15 protein-coding genes and 1 riboswitch are annotated in these 15,985 nt (G+C 60.9%); of the genes, 11 read left to right on the forward strand and 4 right to left on the reverse strand.

Annotation, left to right across the window (positions count from 1 at the left end; genetic code table 11):
* Positions 1-16: 16 nt before the first annotated feature.
* The gene (locus O6760_RS20875) at positions 17-967 is read right to left on the reverse strand and encodes a hypothetical protein (RefSeq protein ID WP_269581614.1); all 951 of its coding nucleotides are present in this window, start codon (positions 965-967) and stop codon (positions 17-19) included.
* 320 nt (positions 968-1,287) lie between these two features.
* Here O6760_RS20875 and O6760_RS20880 point away from each other — a divergent pair, with 320 nt between their 5' ends.
* Positions 1,288-2,820, forward strand: a complete 1,533-nt coding sequence (locus O6760_RS20880; protein ID WP_269581615.1) for an acyl-CoA carboxylase subunit beta — start codon at positions 1,288-1,290, stop codon at positions 2,818-2,820.
* Positions 2,821-2,920: 100 nt separating this feature from the next.
* Here the strand turns inward: O6760_RS20880 and O6760_RS20885 are convergent, their stop codons facing one another.
* The 3 genes from O6760_RS20885 to O6760_RS20895 all read right to left on the reverse strand — a co-directional run bounded on the left by O6760_RS20885 (position 2,921) and on the right by O6760_RS20895 (position 4,484).
* The gene (locus tag O6760_RS20885) at positions 2,921-3,244 is read right to left on the reverse strand and encodes a hypothetical protein (protein WP_269581616.1); all 324 of its coding nucleotides are present in this window, start codon (positions 3,242-3,244) and stop codon (positions 2,921-2,923) included.
* Positions 3,245-3,422: 178 nt separating this feature from the next.
* On the reverse strand, positions 3,423-3,890 hold the full coding sequence (locus O6760_RS20890; protein WP_269581617.1) for a hypothetical protein: 468 nt from the start codon (positions 3,888-3,890) through the stop codon (positions 3,423-3,425).
* 117 nt (positions 3,891-4,007) lie between these two features.
* On the reverse strand, positions 4,008-4,484 hold the full coding sequence (locus O6760_RS20895; RefSeq protein ID WP_269581618.1) for a hypothetical protein: 477 nt from the start codon (positions 4,482-4,484) through the stop codon (positions 4,008-4,010).
* A 222-nt stretch (positions 4,485-4,706) separates the two neighbouring features.
* Here O6760_RS20895 and O6760_RS20900 point away from each other — a divergent pair, with 222 nt between their 5' ends.
* The 10 genes from O6760_RS20900 (at position 4,707) to O6760_RS20945 (ending at position 15,966) form a co-directional block, all read left to right on the forward strand.
* Positions 4,707-6,719 carry an acetyl-CoA carboxylase biotin carboxylase subunit gene (locus tag O6760_RS20900; protein ID WP_269581619.1) on the forward strand — a complete coding sequence of 671 codons (2,013 nt, stop codon included), beginning with the start codon at positions 4,707-4,709 and terminating at the stop codon, positions 6,717-6,719.
* Positions 6,720-6,830: 111 nt separating this feature from the next.
* The gene (locus O6760_RS20905) at positions 6,831-7,493 is read left to right on the forward strand and encodes an HAD family hydrolase (protein ID WP_269581620.1); all 663 of its coding nucleotides are present in this window, start codon (positions 6,831-6,833) and stop codon (positions 7,491-7,493) included.
* Positions 7,494-7,634: 141 nt separating this feature from the next.
* Positions 7,635-8,903, forward strand: coding sequence for a sensor domain-containing diguanylate cyclase (locus tag O6760_RS20910; protein ID WP_269581621.1), 1,269 nt, complete (start codon positions 7,635-7,637; stop codon positions 8,901-8,903).
* 346 nt (positions 8,904-9,249) lie between these two features.
* On the forward strand, positions 9,250-10,074 hold the full coding sequence (locus O6760_RS20915; protein ID WP_269581622.1) for an RNA ligase family protein: 825 nt from the start codon (positions 9,250-9,252) through the stop codon (positions 10,072-10,074).
* Positions 10,075-10,261: 187 nt separating this feature from the next.
* Positions 10,262-11,218: an AAA family ATPase gene (locus O6760_RS20920; RefSeq protein WP_269586326.1), complete on the forward strand. Its 957-nt coding sequence runs from the start codon at positions 10,262-10,264 to the stop codon at positions 11,216-11,218.
* Positions 11,219-11,372: 154 nt separating this feature from the next.
* Positions 11,373-11,521, forward strand: a riboswitch (FMN riboswitch).
* Positions 11,522-11,611: 90 nt separating this feature from the next.
* Entirely contained in the window at positions 11,612-12,511 is a 900-nt protein-coding gene (locus O6760_RS20925) for a DMT family transporter (RefSeq protein WP_269581623.1), read from the forward strand.
* A 54-nt stretch (positions 12,512-12,565) separates the two neighbouring features.
* Positions 12,566-12,853 (forward strand): acylphosphatase, encoded by a 288-nt coding sequence (locus tag O6760_RS20930; RefSeq protein WP_269581624.1) that lies wholly within the window; start codon positions 12,566-12,568, stop codon positions 12,851-12,853.
* Positions 12,854-13,008: 155 nt separating this feature from the next.
* Positions 13,009-14,229 (forward strand): NAD-dependent epimerase/dehydratase family protein, encoded by a 1,221-nt coding sequence (locus O6760_RS20935; protein WP_269581625.1) that lies wholly within the window; start codon positions 13,009-13,011, stop codon positions 14,227-14,229.
* 9 nt (positions 14,230-14,238) lie between these two features.
* Positions 14,239-15,105 carry a glycosyltransferase gene (locus O6760_RS20940; protein WP_269581626.1) on the forward strand — a complete coding sequence of 289 codons (867 nt, stop codon included), beginning with the start codon at positions 14,239-14,241 and terminating at the stop codon, positions 15,103-15,105.
* Positions 15,106-15,966 carry an NAD-dependent epimerase/dehydratase family protein gene (locus O6760_RS20945; protein ID WP_269581627.1) on the forward strand — a complete coding sequence of 287 codons (861 nt, stop codon included), beginning with the start codon at positions 15,106-15,108 and terminating at the stop codon, positions 15,964-15,966. It abuts the gene before it with no gap.
* Positions 15,967-15,985 lie beyond the last annotated feature (19 nt).

Genomic DNA, 15,985 nt, shown 5'->3' on the forward strand with positions numbered 1-15,985 from the left:
CAGGAGAAAGCAGGACCTAAGTCATCTTGGTTCTGCCAACCGAGATCACGGAAACATCTCCGTATTTGCGGCCCGTCCAGACATGCAGGCCCGCCCCGACGCCGAGCATCGGAATTGTGTAGAGGCCTTTTTTCACGAACCCCTTGTTCTTGGTGATCTCGATCGCCGCATGGCTGAGTTCCTCGTATTTCTCCATGGTCGTGACGATCTTGCCGATGCCCTTGAGGCCCTTGAGGACGTCGCCCAGCTTGCCGCCAATGGCGAGATCGAGATCCCAGTCGGACCATTCCCCCTTCTTGTTGAACTCGTGCGGCGACTTCACGCCATGGGCCACGATCACAATCGCGCCAACGCTGCCGCCGAGACCGCCGCCAAGCTTCCAGCCATCCGCCATGAGGTCCACATAGTCGACGAAACCGCCGTCATCCGCGCTGGCCCTGTAGAGGCGGCCGTTCCAGTTGTAGCGCCCAACGGCGACGAGGTCGCCGGAATGGCTTTCGCCGATGCCGACCCACAAGGTCGAGGCCTTCTTCGGTTTCGGCTTCATCTTCTTCGGCGTCTTGATGACTTTCGGATTGGGCGGCGTCGGCAGCGAGTGCACGTAAATCATGACGGCCCGGAACTGGCCGTCCTCGACACCATCTTCCTGGCCCATCTCCTCGGCCAGGGATTCGCCGAGACCGTCGACGAGGTCGAATGGGAAGCTTTTCTGGAGGCTTTCCTCAAGGAAGAGCTGGACGGCAACGGCCCGTTTCTTGGACAGGGCCTGGTTGAAGGCGGCCTTGCCGCTTCTGCTGGACAGGCCGACCACGCTGATGCTGCCATTGCCCCTCAGCAGCGGAACGACATGCCGCCTGAGCCAGGCCTTGTGTTCCTCCTTGAGGTCTGACCGGCTGATATCAAAGAACTGGAGACGGGCAAGCGTGACGACGCCCTCGCAATGTTCAACCACAAACTTTTCGGACATGATTGTGCTCCGATTTAAATGAAGCCGCGGCCTGCAACGCTTCCCGGACGGAGGACAAGCGGGCAGGCCCGGTGCGATCAACTGATGCAACAAGTTCTGCGTGACGCGGAATGCAATAACGCTATGGCAGAATGTAGGTTGGGCAAAGGCTGTGCTGACCCGCATTCGGGTAAATTCGGCACATATGTGACAAGGATCACCCGTGTGGTTATTCCTGGAGGGCCTGAGAGGGCGTAGTTTCCCCATAAGCCCATGTGCTGACTAGGCTCTTGTGGCAGGATCGTGGTACGCCGACATCCAAGGATTTATTGGAGGACCGGATGAAGGAAGTTCTGGCCGAATTGGAACAACGCCGGGAAACGGCCCGGCTGGGTGGCGGGCAGCGCCGCATCGACGCGCAGCACGGCAAAGGCAAGCTGACGGCGCGCGAACGCATCGAAGTGCTGCTGGACGAGGGCTCCTTCGAGGAGTTCGACATGTTCAAGCAGCATCGCTGCACCGATTTCGGCATGGAGGAACAGCACATCCCGGGCGACGGGGTGGTGACCGGCTGGGGCACGGTCAACGGCCGCACCGTCTATGTCTTTTCCAAGGATTTCACCGTGTTCGGCGGATCCCTGTCGGAAACCCACGCGGAAAAGATCACCAAGCTGCAGGACATGGCGCTGCAGAACCGGGCACCGATCATCGGCCTGTTCGATGCCGGCGGCGCCCGCATCCAGGAAGGCGTGGCAGCACTGGGCGGCTATGGCGAGGTGTTCCAGCGCAACGTTCTGGCGTCCGGCGTCATTCCGCAGATCTCGCTGATCATGGGGCCGTGCGCAGGCGGTGATGTCTACTCGCCGGCGATGACCGACTTCATCTTCATGGTCCGGGACACGTCCTACATGTTCGTGACGGGGCCGGACGTGGTCAAGACGGTCACCAACGAGACAGTGACGGCCGAGGAACTCGGCGGTGCCTCCATTCACACGACCAAGTCGTCCATTGCCGACGGTGCCTTCGACAATGACGTGGAAGCGCTGCAGGAGATGCGGCGGCTGATCGACTTCCTGCCGATGAACAACCTGGCCGATCTGCCGGAGCTAACCAATTACGACGATCCTGAACGGATCGATACCAGCCTCGACACATTGATTCCGGATAATCCGAACAAGCCCTACGACATGAAGGAGCTTGTTCTGAAGACCGTCGACGAAGGCGATTTCTACGAGATCCAGGGCAACTTTGCCGGCAATATCCTCACCGGCTTCGGCCGGATCGAAGGACGCACGGTCGGTATTGTCGCCAACCAGCCGATGGTGCTTGCCGGGGTGCTGGATTCGGATGCCAGCCGCAAGGCGGCGCGGTTCGTGCGGTTCTGCGACTGTTTCGGTATTCCGATCGTGACATTTGTCGATGTTCCGGGCTTTTTGCCCGGCACGGCGCAGGAATATGGCGGCCTGATCAAGCACGGTGCAAAGCTCCTGTTCGCCTATGCTGAAGCCACAGTGCCCAAGATCACCGTGATCACGCGCAAGGCCTATGGCGGCGCCTATGACGTGATGAGTTCAAAGCACATCCGCGGCGATATCAACTATGCCTGGCCAACCGCCGAAATCGCGGTGATGGGCGCCAAGGGCGCCGTCGAAATCCTGTACCGCTCGGAACTTGCCGACAAGGACAAGATCGCCAAGCGCACCAAGGACTACGAAGACCGGTTCGCCAATCCGTTCGTGGCCGCCGAGCGCGGCTACATCGATGATGTCATCCGGCCGCATTCAACCCGCCGCCGGGTGGCCAAGGCGCTGGCGCTGCTGCGCTCCAAGAAGGTGGAAACACCCTGGAAGAAGCACGACAACATCCCGCTCTGAGGTATGTTAGCCGGGTAAATCGATGCTTCTCTCCATTTTGAGAGAAGCTTCGATTTTCAAGGACAAGCGTCACCGCCTGGTGCGGTGGCGGCACGCCGTGTCAGTCCCAACGGTTGAAGCCGCCACGCGGGAACAGCGGTTCCTTGCATTCATAGGCGACCGGGCATTTGCGGGCGTCCCGCGTCTGGGCGTACTGGGTGAACAGCGCCTGGTTGCGGTCGCAATAACTCAGGTTCGATACAAACATCGAATAGGTGTGCGGGCCTGTGGTGAACACCACGGCGCCATGCTGCAGAACCATCTGCTGGGCCTGGGCACAGGTCATCTGGCGCACGTCCGGCCGCCTGTTTTGCGCGTCCGCCGCCGTGGTCATGGTGAGACCGGCAAAAGCAAACGCAATTGCAACAAACTTCTTATTCCACATGTCTACCTCCTGGCTCGGCATGAGACGCCTTGCGAGATGTACGGTTGAGCTACCGCGGGAACTCGTCAGACGATGATATCCCGAGGTGAGCCGAGGCGCACAATATGTGGCAGACAGCGTGGCGGAGATGTGATTGGAAACACGGATAGGTCGGTCGTCCGCGCGTGTGCGGCGCCTGTCAACGCGTGTTCGAGGCAACCTGGTTCGAGCAAACCGAATGCGGCATGGCCTCCCGGACGCCTTTGAGGGAAAAGCCGGCGTAGCGCCGGTCCTCGAACTGCACCTTGAAATACACGGCAGAGCGCAGCAGGTGCCAGAAATAGGTCAGGTTGTCGCCACAGGCCGGGCAATCGTTGCGGATGTAGCCGTCCGGGCCAACCTTGAATTTCACGAGCTTGTGGTCGAGTTCGATCCGGACCAGGGTGTCCGGTGTCGGACGGCGGCCCTTGATGTCGATGCCGATCAGGACACCGCTGATATTGTGCCCCGGCGGGCACCAGATCGCAAAGCTCGCACCGGTGGAATTTCTGGTCCAGTAGCGCTCGTATCCATGCGCGGTGTCGCTGTGCCACTTGCCATGCTCGGCCGCATGCGCGGACAAGGGCGCGAAAACGAAAGCAATCAAGGTGAAAAGAAGTTTCTGCATAACCCGTACCCAAACCGATTATTGATAAAATTGTCAGGACGGCGCTAACATTCTCTTAAAAAACAAGGAACCTCGACATTTTTGATGGCGGTCGGTCGTTGCGAAAGGCTATCGGTTTCAACTGTTGGGATTTTTCTTTTGCCAGTCCGTCGGGCAGACCGGTCCCGGGAGGATTTCGCGCGCCCCTTTCAGGGAAAAGCCGGCGTAGCGGTTGTCGTGAAACTTGACCGCCAGAGTGTGGGCAGCGCGCAAGCGGTGCCAGACATAGCCGAAACTGTCGGAACAGGTCGGGCAGCCACTGTCGATATAGCCCTGTTCGTTGACGGGAAGTTCGAGGATCTCCCGATCCATGATCAGCTTGATCCGCGTGTTGGGTGAAGGCGTTGCGCCGTCGATTTCGATATGAAGCAGGGTTCCGTTGACCGTGCGCCGGGGATGACACCAGACCACGAAACTCGCGCCGAGGCTGTTGGTTGTCCAGTATCGCGTAAACCCGTTGACTTCACCGCTGTTCCACTTGCCAAAACTGGCCGCGGAGACCGTGCTCGACAGCAACATGGTCGTCAGGATTGTGCCCGCTACGCATCTAAACATTGGGTTTTCCCTAAATCACCTACGTAATTCCTGCAGTACCTTTGTTAATTTTCGGATAAGCATGAACTTCTGAGGCTGTTTCATGCCAGTTTTGTCGTCGATCTTGCGCAAAATCGGAGAATTGCTACGGCTCCGCAAAAACACGTCTCGCCCTTTGGATAAGTTGCGCGCCAATCTGGCCCGGCCTACAAACTAGAAAACGATCCAGTCGGGTGGAAATTCATGTTTTCGAAAATACTTGTCGCAAACCGGGGTGAGATTGCGTGCCGGGTCATCAAGACCGCCCGCCGCATGGGCATCAAGACCGTTGCGGTCTATTCCGATGCGGACCGCGACGCGCTGCACGTCGAAATGGCCGACGAGGCGGTGCATATCGGTCCGGCCACAGCGGCCGAATCCTATCTGATTGCAGACAAGATCATCGCCGCCTGCAAGGAAACCGGTGCAGAGGCGGTTCATCCGGGATACGGATTCCTGTCCGAACGGGCCAGTTTCCCGCAAATGCTGGCCAAGGAAGGCATCGTCTGGATCGGTCCGAACCCGCGGGCCATAGAGGCCATGGGCGACAAGATCGAATCCAAGAAATTCGCCAATGCGGCCAAGGTCAGCACGGTCCCTGGTTACCTGGGCGTGATCGAGAGCCCGGACCAGGCGGTGGAGATCGCCGAGGACATCGGTTATCCGGTGATGATCAAGGCATCCGCGGGCGGCGGCGGCAAGGGCATGCGCATTGCCTGGAACGCCGAGGAAGTGCGTGACGGCTACACCCGTTCCAAATCCGAGGCCGCGTCCTCCTTCGGCGACGACCGTGTCTTTATCGAGAAGTTCATCGAGAATCCGCGCCATATCGAAATCCAGGTTCTCGGCGACAAGCACGGCAACGCGATCTATCTGGGCGAGCGCGAATGCTCCATCCAGCGGCGCAACCAGAAGGTCATCGAGGAAGCTCCGTCGCCATTGGTCGACGAGGCAACAAGACGCCTGATGGGCGAGCAGGCCGTCGCCCTGGCCAAGGCGGTCGACTATGACAGCGCCGGCACCGTCGAATTTGTCGCCGGACAGGACAAGAGTTTCTTTTTCCTGGAAATGAACACCCGCTTGCAGGTCGAACATCCGGTGACGGAATTGATCACCGGTGTCGATCTGGTGGAACAGATGATCCGCGTTGCCGCCGGCGAGGCGCTTGAGCTCAAGCAGGACGATATCAAGCTGAACGGCTGGTCGGTGGAAAGCCGGATCTATGCCGAAGATCCTTACCGGAATTTCCTGCCCTCCATCGGACGTCTGGTGCGCTACCGGCCGCCGGAGGAGATGACGACCGATCACCTGACGATCCGCAACGATACCGGCGTTGTCGAAGGTTCGGAAATCTCGATGTTCTACGACCCCATGATCGCCAAGCTGGTGACCCATGCACCCACCAGGGCGGAGGCGATCGACGGCATGAGCGCGGCTCTGGATGCCTTCTATGTCGACGGCATTCAGCACAATGTGCCGTTCCTGACAGCGCTGATGAACCACCCACGCTGGCGATCCGGCGAATTGGCCACCAGCTTCATCGCCGATGAATACCCGGACGGCTTCGTTCCGGCGGTTCCCGATGACCGGGCCTATGCGGTTCTGGCCGCGGTGACGCTGTCGATGGGGGCACTCGAGCGGGAACGTCTCGATCATCTGCCGGGACGGCTGCGGCCGCATTCCGGGGCCGTTCGCGAGGACTGGGTGATCAAGCTCGACAAGACTTATGTCCCCATCCGCCTGGCTGCCGGCTATCCGGGAACACCCGTGGAACTGGATGTGGCGATCGGCGACGGCCCGGTCACGACCGTGGAGGCCGGCTGGGCGCCGGGCGATCCGATGTGGACCGGCAAGGTCGGGGACCTCGAAGTCACCGTTCAGGTTCGGCCCGTTCGCGGTGGCTATCGGCTCGACTGGCAGGGCTATTCGGTCCTGGCCAGGGTCATGACCCCGCGCATTGCCGAGCTGGACCAGCTGATGCCGGAAAAACTGCCGCCGGACACGTCCAGGATGCTGCTGTGCCCGATGCCGGGCCTGGTGGTGTCGATTGCGGTGGCCGAGGGACAGGAAGTCAAGGCCGGCGAGCAGCTCGCCGTGGTCGAGGCCATGAAGATGGAAAACGTCCTGCGCGCCGAACGCGACTGCACCGTCTCCGCAATCAAGGCGGTTCCCGGCGACAGCCTTGCGGTGGATGCCGTGATCATGGAGTTCTCCTGAGCCGGGCAGTCAGCCTTGCGGATTGACAGCCGGTCTCATCCGTCGTTAGTGCAGCGGCCCGCGACTTGATGTTGCGGGTCGTTTCCGTTTGCCTGATCACGGGAGAATCCCTTGCCCTTTACGACCGTTCTGTTTGACCTTGACGGTACCTTGACCGACCCATTCGACGGGATCACCCGCTCCATTCAATACGCGTTGGAAAAGATGGGGGCGCCTGCCGTCGCCGCGGAGGAGCTGCGCTGGTGTATCGGACCTCCGCTCTGGGACAGTTTCCGCGTTTTGCTGGACACGCAGGACAGGGGCGAGCTCGACCGGGCGGTCGCATACTACCGGGAGCGCTATACGGCGACGGGCCTCTACGAGAATACGCTGATCAAGGGCATTCCCGGCCTGTTGCGCACGCTGGCCGGGGCCGGAACCCGGCTTCATGTGTGTACCTCAAAGCCGCACACTTATGCAGGCAAGATCGTCGAGCATTTCGGCCTGCTGCCCTATTTCGGCAAGGTCTACGGCTCCGAGCTGGACGGAACGCGCTCCGCCAAGGCGGAGCTGATTGCCCATATCCTGTCGGAGGAGAGCCTTGGTGGCAGGGAAGTGGTCATGGTGGGCGACCGGAAACACGATCTCATCGGGGCCAATGCCAATGGTGTTGCCGGCATCGGCGTTCTGTGGGGATATGGCAGCCGGGAAGAACTTGAGGAAGAGCACCCGGTGCTGATCGCCGGCACGCCGGCCGAGATTTCCGATTTTCTGCAACCGGTCTGCACAGGTTAGGGCAGCGGCTTCTGGAACAGGGCATCCCGAGCGGGGCAAAGAACCATTCCGGCGATTGTTTTCAATCGCTCGAATTATTAACGCCGGATTTATCGATGTTGAATAGTCTGGGCGCTCCAGAAAAGGATCTTGGCCTCTATCATGTTCGACATCGGAGCCGATAGCAAAGCGGCGCCGCCCGATAAGGCGGTGAGCGTGGGTTATTATGCTCCGGACGGGAAGAGACCGCCGGTGTTGCCGCGCGGCTACCATCTGCACCCGTTCGATCTTTCCAAGCCACAGGAGGGAGCCGCCTTCCAGATCTGCCTCCTGGAGGAAAACGCACCGGACGGCCTTCGTCTGGAGCTGCTCTCCCGTGTTGAAGACCAATGGTACGTGATCGTGCTTGTGGAGGAGGTGCCGGGGGCCGAGAGACAGATGCGCCTCTTGTCTGGAGGTGCGGACGAAGTTGTCTCCTCGCGGGACCCGGCGCAGCTCGCCCTGGCGTTGAAGCGTGGAGCAGGGATCGCGGAAAAACAGGCCCGCCTGCGGCGCCGGTGCCAGGATCTCGCCGTTGAACGGGACAACCTCCAGGCTGCCATCGACAATCTGCCGTCGCCGATCTTCTTCAAGAACCGGGCCGGGATCTACAGCGGTTGCAACAAGGCCTTCGAAGGCTTCATCGGTCTTCCGGCGGCCAAGGTTCGCGGGTCGAGTGTCTATGACGTCGCGCCACAGGAACTGGCGAAGGTCTACGAGGAAGCCGACGAAGCGCTGATGCGCGAGGGCGGGATCCAGATCTATGATGCGGAGGTCCGCTTTGCGACCGGTGAATACCGGACGGTGACCTTTCACAAGGCCGTCACGAGGGATTCGGAAAGCGGTGAGGTGAACGGCCTTGCCGGGGCCATGCTCGATATTACAGAGCGCAAGAAGCTCGAGGACCAGCTCACGCGCGCGGCGGAACGCGACGATCTGACCGAAGCCTATAACCGGCGCAGGTTCTTCGAACTCGCGGCGGAGGCGGACCGGTCCGTTCCCTTGTCCGTGCTCGTGCTGGACGTGGACTATTTCAAACTTCTCAATGACCGGCATGGCCACGCCTGTGGCGACACGGCCTTGTGCCATCTTGTTTCCCTGCTCGACACGATGCTCGACCATCCGCATGTTTTCGCCCGGGCGGGAGGCGAGGAGTTCTATATCCTTCTGGAAGACTGCGACCCCGAAGAGGCTTTCCAACTCGCTGAAAGAATTCGTGCCACGGTGGAAGCAACTCCGCATCAGCATGAGGATAAGGAAATCCCGCTGCGCGTGAGCATCGGGGTGGCGACGGCGGGCAAGAATGAAGCCGTCAACCAGGTTATCGTACGCGCGGATGACGCGCTTTACCGGGCCAAACAGGCCGGCCGGAACCGGGTCTGTGCGGACTAAGCGGCTCGATGCCCTCGCAACGGGGCCGTCAATCGCAGGTGTTCTCGTTGGGGACTGTTGTGCGAAGGACACGGCTTTCAGCCATGTTGGCCGGATCGGCCGTAACCGGTTCCCTTTTTTTGCGCCTTCCGTATAACAGCAGGATTGCCACTCCAGACCCGACAGGTCAGTTCGATGTAATGTGATCTTGCACAGTGTTGTTTCAAACAGCTTCCGCGGCAGCGGGGCTTCTACACGTGCACCTTCCGTGGCTCCCGTTCATGTTTGTCCTTTGCCACCGGTCTTATTGAGGACCGGGGAACGGATCAATGCGTTGCTTCGGACACGGATAACATTGAGCAAACTCATGGATCTCATCAAATATCCACGCACGCGTCACCTGGAAGGGTCACGCCTGCAACAGGGGGACTTGTCCGACGACCAGCCCCTGTCTGGCCTGGCTGGGCAAACACTTGTAGTCGAAGAAAAAATCGATGGCGCAAATTGTGCCGTGTCGTTTGACCGGGACGGGCGGCTTCAGCTTCAAAGCCGGGGGCATTTCCTGACAGGCGGACACCGCGAACGGCATTTCGATCTTCTGAAAACCTGGGCGTCGGCACACGCGCACAGGTTCCGGGAGGTGCTTGGCGCGCGCTTTGTCATGTATGGCGAATGGCTCTATGCCAAACACACGGTGTTTTATGATCATCTGCCGCATTTCTTCCTCGAGTTCGATCTTCTCGACAGGGAAAGCGGACGGTTTCTGAGCACCGCCGAGCGTCGCGCCGCCCTGTTCGGGCTGCCGGTCATGCCGGTTCCCGTTGTCTATCAGGGGGAACTAACCTCGGCCGCACAGCTAGAAAGCTTGGTCAAACCGTCGCTCTACAAGTCCGCAGACTGGCGAGAAGCGCTGCGGGAGGCTGCGCTGGCTTCCGGTAATCGCCTCGCGATGGTCGACCGGCAGACGGAGGATTCCGATCTGGCGGAAGGGCTTTACGTGAAGCAGGAGGAGGGAAGGTCCGTGACCGGACGGTTCAAGTTCGTCCGCGCGGATTTTATTCAGGCGATCACGGACGCGGACGGTCACTGGCAGTCCCGCCCGGTCTTGCCCAATCGTCTGGCGGACGGGATTGACATCTTCGCACCCGAACTGGCGGTGAAAGGAGCCTATGATGATCCCGACGCGATCTGAGAAAGTGTCTTTCGCCGAGTTGCAAGACCTTGTGCCAACCGCTCCCGGTTGGCGCTCTGACTGGGATCGAATCTGGCCGCTGTGGCCGGATCTTTCGCTGCTGGACAGTTGTCCGCAGGACCCCGTCCATCATGCGGAAGGAGACGTCGGTCGCCATACGCGCATGGTCGTGGAGGCGCTGGTGTCAATGGAAGCCTGGCGGCAACTGAACCCGGAAGACCGTTCCTGCCTGTTCTGGGCGGCGGTGCTCCACAATGTCGGCAAGCCGGCAACGACCAAGACCGAAGACGATGGCCGCATCACCTCCAGGGGACATTCCCGGGTCGGTGCGGCCATGGCCCGACGGTGCTTGTGGGATGCAGGGGCTCCCTTCGCCTGGCGGGAAAAGCTGTGCGGTCTGATCGCCGCGCATCAACTGCCCTTCTGGCTTATCGAACGGGAACATCCGGCGCGTCTTGCCATCGAGACATCCTGGAAGTGCCGCCCGGATCTACTGTGCCTTCATGCCGAGGCCGACGCGATGGGCCGGATCTGTTCGGATCAGGACAGTATCCTGGTCAATGTCGCCCTGGCGCGCCAGACGTTCGAGGACGCCGGTTGCCTGGCAATGCCCTTTGCATTTGCAAATGACGAAAGCCGGGTCGCCTTTTTCGAAAAGCCCGACCGGGATCCGTACTACGTGGCGTTCGAAGACTTCCGGTGCCGCGTGACGGTCATGTCGGGACTGCCGGGTGCTGGAAAGGACACCTGGATTTCCAGGAACCGTCCGGATGTTCCCGTCGTCAGTCTCGATGCCTTGCGAGACGAGCTTGGTCAACCTGCGACGGGTAATCAGGGCAGGGTGATCCAGGCAGCCTATGAAGCGGCACGCGATCACTTGCGCAACGGGCGGGATTTTGTCTGGAACGCCACCAACATTTCGGCCCAGCTGAGAGCGAAACCTCTTAAACTGCTGCGCGATTACGGTGCGCATGTCGAGATCGTCTATCTGGAGCCTGAGCCGGCCAAACTGTACTCTCAGAACCGGGCCAGGGCGGCAATAGTGCCGGACGCGGTCATCAACACGTTGTTGCGCAAGCTTGAGCCTCCCGGTTCTTGGGAGGCGCACCGCGTCACTTTTGCTGCCAAGGACGATGCCGGCTAAATTGACAGCGGGGCCGGGTTCATGTCCGGCCCCGTATCTTTCAAGACCGCTCCGAGGCACGAACTCGGACCTTATTGGCGAAATTTCAGTATCACTGAATTTTTTGATTGCTTCCATTGCGCTGCGCGTGTTGTGGGCGTAATGAACACGAGAGAGCAGTTCTCGGGGCGGGGTGCAATTCCCCACCGGCGGTATCAGGGAAACCTGGAGCCCGCGAGCGCCTTGCGGCTACGAACGCAAGGGTCAGCAGATCCGGTGAGACGCCGGAGCCGACGGTCACAGTCCGGATGAGAGAGAACTTGGCCGCATGCCGTTTCACCATGGCCTGCGGGCGCGTGTCTTATTGAGACTGTTCTGACTGATAACGGAACAAAGCTCGGAAAGGACTGCGCCATGTCGGCCAATTCCAGGAAACCCCTTTTGGCCGCCCTTGCCATGATCGGGGCAGGGGCCTCTTTCGCCCTCGTCAACGGAGCCTTGCAGGCTTCGACCATGCAGCTTGGCGTGCCGTCGACCTCGGCGGCGTTCTGGCAATATGCGCTCGGGCTTGTCGTTGCGTTGCCCTTCGTCTTGCGTCGCGGCATTTCGGCTCTGAAGACGCGGCACCTGGGATGGCATCTCCTGCGTGGTGCCCTGGCGGTGGTCGGCATCCAGCTCTGGGTAGCCGGCCTGTCGCAGGTCCAGATCTGGCAGGCGATCGCCCTGGTCATGACCTCGCCATTCTTCGTGATCATCGGTGCCAAGCTGTTCTTCGGCGAGCGCGTCGGAGCTGTGCGCTGGCTGGCGACGATTGCCGGCTTTGCCGGGGGCATGGTGATTCTGGAGCCCTGGACGGAAACCTTCAGCCTGGCGGCACTGCTGCCGGTCGCTGCGGCGGCCTTCTGGGCAGGCACGTCCCTTGTGACCAAGAAACTGACCGCGACTGAACAGGCCGATTCCATCACCGTCTACCTGCTGCTGCTGCTGACCCCGGTCAATGCGCTCCTGGCGCTGGGCGAGGGCGGGATCGTGCCCTCGGGTCCGGCGTTGTGGCTGCTGGTGGGAGCCGGCGTCCTGACCGTTTTGGCCAATTACCTGCTGACATTGGCCTACCAGAAGGCCGATGCCGCCTTCGTGCAGCCCTTCGACCACCTGAAGCTGCCACTCAACATTGCCGTCGGGTTTCTTGCCTTCGGGTTTGCTCCGGGCGGCGCCTTCTGGCCGGGAGCTCTGGTCATCGTCGGTGCATCACTGATCGTGATGCTGGACGAGCAGAAACGGGCCACACGCGCAGAGACACTCGCGAAGGCCTAGCAACCGGTTCCGAAGCGCTCTAAGCTCTTCCCAGCGACTGACAGGGAGTGCTTGATGACAGCAGATCCATTGACCGTTCACGTGCTGATCGAAGGCAGGGTGCAGGGCGTCGGCTACAGGGCCTGGTGCGCCGACGAGGCGGTAGCACGGGAGCTGTCCGGCTGGGTCAAGAACATTCCCGGTGGTGCGGTCGAGGCCGTGTTTTCCGGACCTTCGGACACGGTCGTGGACATGCTGGACGCGCTCTGGCATGGCCCTTCACTGGCGCGGGTCAATACCGTCACGAATCTGGATCCTGTCAGCCCGGCCACCGGGGCGTTCGAGATACGCGCGACGACATGACCGGTACACGGCTTTCCCGTGACCAATGGTCCTTGATGTATCAATCGCGAAGTTCGATGTTGAGTTGTCATGGAAATATCGCAATGATCTGATCTTTCAGATGAAACAATAGGAACGCCCCATCGTTCCCCACGTACAATCCAGGGAGAGTTTCAGTGAAGATTGCGATACTTGGCGGTGATGGTTTTGTCGGTTGGCCCACGTCTCTGCACCTGTCCGACCAGGGCCATGAGGTCCACATCATCGACAATCTGAGCCGCCGGTGGATCGACGCCGAACTCGGCGTACAGTCTCTCACACCGATGGATTCGATCCAGGAGCGCACCCGGATCTGGAAGCAGGAAACCGGCAACACCATCCGCTTCCACCTGATTGACATTGCCCGGGACTACGAGGTTTTCAAGGCCTGGCTGGCGGAGAACCGGCCGGATGCCATCATCCATTTCGCCGAACAGCGGGCCGCGCCCTATTCGATGAAATCGGACCAGCACAAGAACTACACCGTCAACAACAATGTCGGCGCCACGCATCATCTCCTGAACGCCATGGTAGATCTCGACCTGGACGCCCATCTGGTCCATCTCGGCACCATGGGGGTCTATGGCTATTCCAGTGTCGGCGCGGCAATTCCCGAAGGGTATCTCAGTGTCGATGTCGAGACCCTGAACGGTGACAAGGCAGCCCAGGAAATCCTTTATCCGGCGAATCCCGGCTCGATCTACCACATGACCAAGTGCCTGGATCAGCTCCTGTTCCAGTTCTACGCCAAGAATGACGGTCTCAGGATCACCGACCTGCACCAGGGCATCGTCTGGGGCACCCACACCGAACAGACGCTTCGTCACAAGCAGCTGATCAACCGGTTCGACTATGACGGCGACTACGGCACGGTGCTGAACCGGTTCCTGATCCAGGCCGCCATCGGCTATCCGTTGACCGTCCATGGCACGGGCGGCCAGACGCGCGCCTTCATCCACATCCAGGATTCGGTCCGCTGCATCGAACTGGCGCTGAAGAATCCGCCCGCCAAGGGGGACCGGGTCAAGGTGTTCAACCAGATGACCGAAACCCACCGCGTGCGTGACTTGGCCGAGCTGATCTCGCGCCTGACCGGCGCCAAGGTCGCCTATCTGCCGAACCCGCGCAAGGAAGCCGCGGAAAACGACCTGGTGGTGGAAAACAAACAGTTCCTGGAGCTGGGCCTCAACCCGACCACGCTGGAAGACGGCCTGCTGACCGAGGTGGTCGATGTCGCCAAGAACTATGCCTATCGTGTCGACCGCAGCCGTGTGCCCGCCGTCTCGGCATGGACCAGGGAAATTGCCGAAGAGATCGAGCACGATCCGGAGCATCCGCGCCTGAAATCCGTCTCCTGAGGCCGGCGCATGGGTGACGTTCCCGAATTCGACAGGGCGCCGGGCAGCCGGTTCGCCTATGTGACGCTGGTGACCAACCAGGACTACGTGCTCGGCGCCTCCGCGCTGCTGCGCTCGCTCCGCCACAGCGGCACATCCGCCGATCTGGTGGTGCTCTATACGCCCGGTGTCGATGAGCAGGATCTGGACACCCTGAAGGGCTTCGGCCCCCGTCTGGGGCGCTGCGACCGCCTGCCGACCTCCGAGGCCTTCAACGAACGCCACGAACGGGGTCGCCTTCACAAGGCGGCGCCGTTCACCAAGGGCGGCAAGCCGGTGTTCCACACGCCGCTGGACAATTTCGTCAAGCTGCGGCTTTGGCAACTGACCGACTATGACAGGGTTGTCTTCATCGATGCCGATGCGCTGGTCCTGAAGAACCTGGACAAGCTGTTCGGGTATCCCGAATTCTGCGCCGCGCCGAATGTCTATGAAAGCCTCAAGGACTTTCACCGCATGAACAGCGGCGTGTTCACGGCGGCGCCCGACGAAGGCACCTTTGCCGCCATGCTGGACAGGCTCGATCAGCCGGACGCGTTCTGGCGGAGGACCGACCAGACCTTCCTGGAGAGCTTCTTTCCCGACTGGCACGGGCTGCCGGTCTTCTACAACATGCTGCAGTATGTCTGGTTCAACCTGCCGGAGCTGTGGGACTGGAGCCAGGTCCATGTGCTCCATTACCAGTACGAAAAACCCTGGGAAACGGGCCATGACAAGGTGGACCGGCTGCGGCCGCTGATCGATCTCTGGCAGGCCTTTGCCACCGGCGACGGCATCCCCGAGGACATGTCCGCGTTGCCGGGTCCGCTGGACGGGGCGGCGCTCAAGGCGTCCTGAATGAAGGTTCTTCTGACAGGAGCGAGCGGCAGTGTCGGCCGGTTCATCCTGGCGCGGCTGACCGGGGACGGACATCAGGTCACGATCCTCGGCCGTCGACAGGTCGACGGTTTCCCGGCCGCATTTCAGCCCTTCGATTTGGCCGGTCCCCATCCCGGCCTACCCGTGGCCGACGCGCTGGTACATTGCGCGCTGCTGCACGAACCCGGCCGTTTCCGGGGCGGGGAGGGTGACGATCCGGCAACCTTCAGGGCCGTCAATGTGGATGGCAGCCGCCGCTTGTTCGAGGCGGCCAAGGCTGCCGGCTGCCGGCGGTGTGTGTTTCTCTCCAGCCGGGCGGTCTATGGCGACCACCGTGGCGGCGAGCTGCTGCACGAGACGGACATCCCGCGGCCGGATTCGCTCTATGGAGACGTCAAGCTCGCGGGAGAACGGGCTCTGGCGGAACTGTGCGGAAACGGATTCCGCGGAAGCGTGCTCAGGGCAACCGGGGTCTATGGCCGGCCGCCGGGACTGCAGGACCACAAATGGTCGCCCCTGTTCGGGGCTTTCACGCGCGGGGAAACCATCGCACCCAGGCGGGCAACGGAAGTCCATGGCGCGGACCTGGCCGATGCTGTCTCATTGCTTCTCGAGACAGACAGGTCCGAACCGTTCGATGTCTTCAACGTGTCGGATCTCCTGCTCGACCGGCGGGAGCTGCTGGAGCTCTATGCCGGATCATCAGGCTCTTCCGGAAAACTGCCGGAAAACGCGGACGACAGGCCCGGTATCATGGCCACGGACAAGCTGCGGGCACTTGGCTGGGCGCCGGGCGGTATGGACAGGCTGAGATCGTTTTTGCGGGAGCCGGCAGCGTAGATGATGCCACACCAGGGCC

Origin of the sequence: Roseibium sp. Sym1 (genome assembly GCF_027359675.1) — a bacterium.
Classification (GTDB): Bacteria; Pseudomonadota; Alphaproteobacteria; order Rhizobiales; family Stappiaceae; genus Roseibium.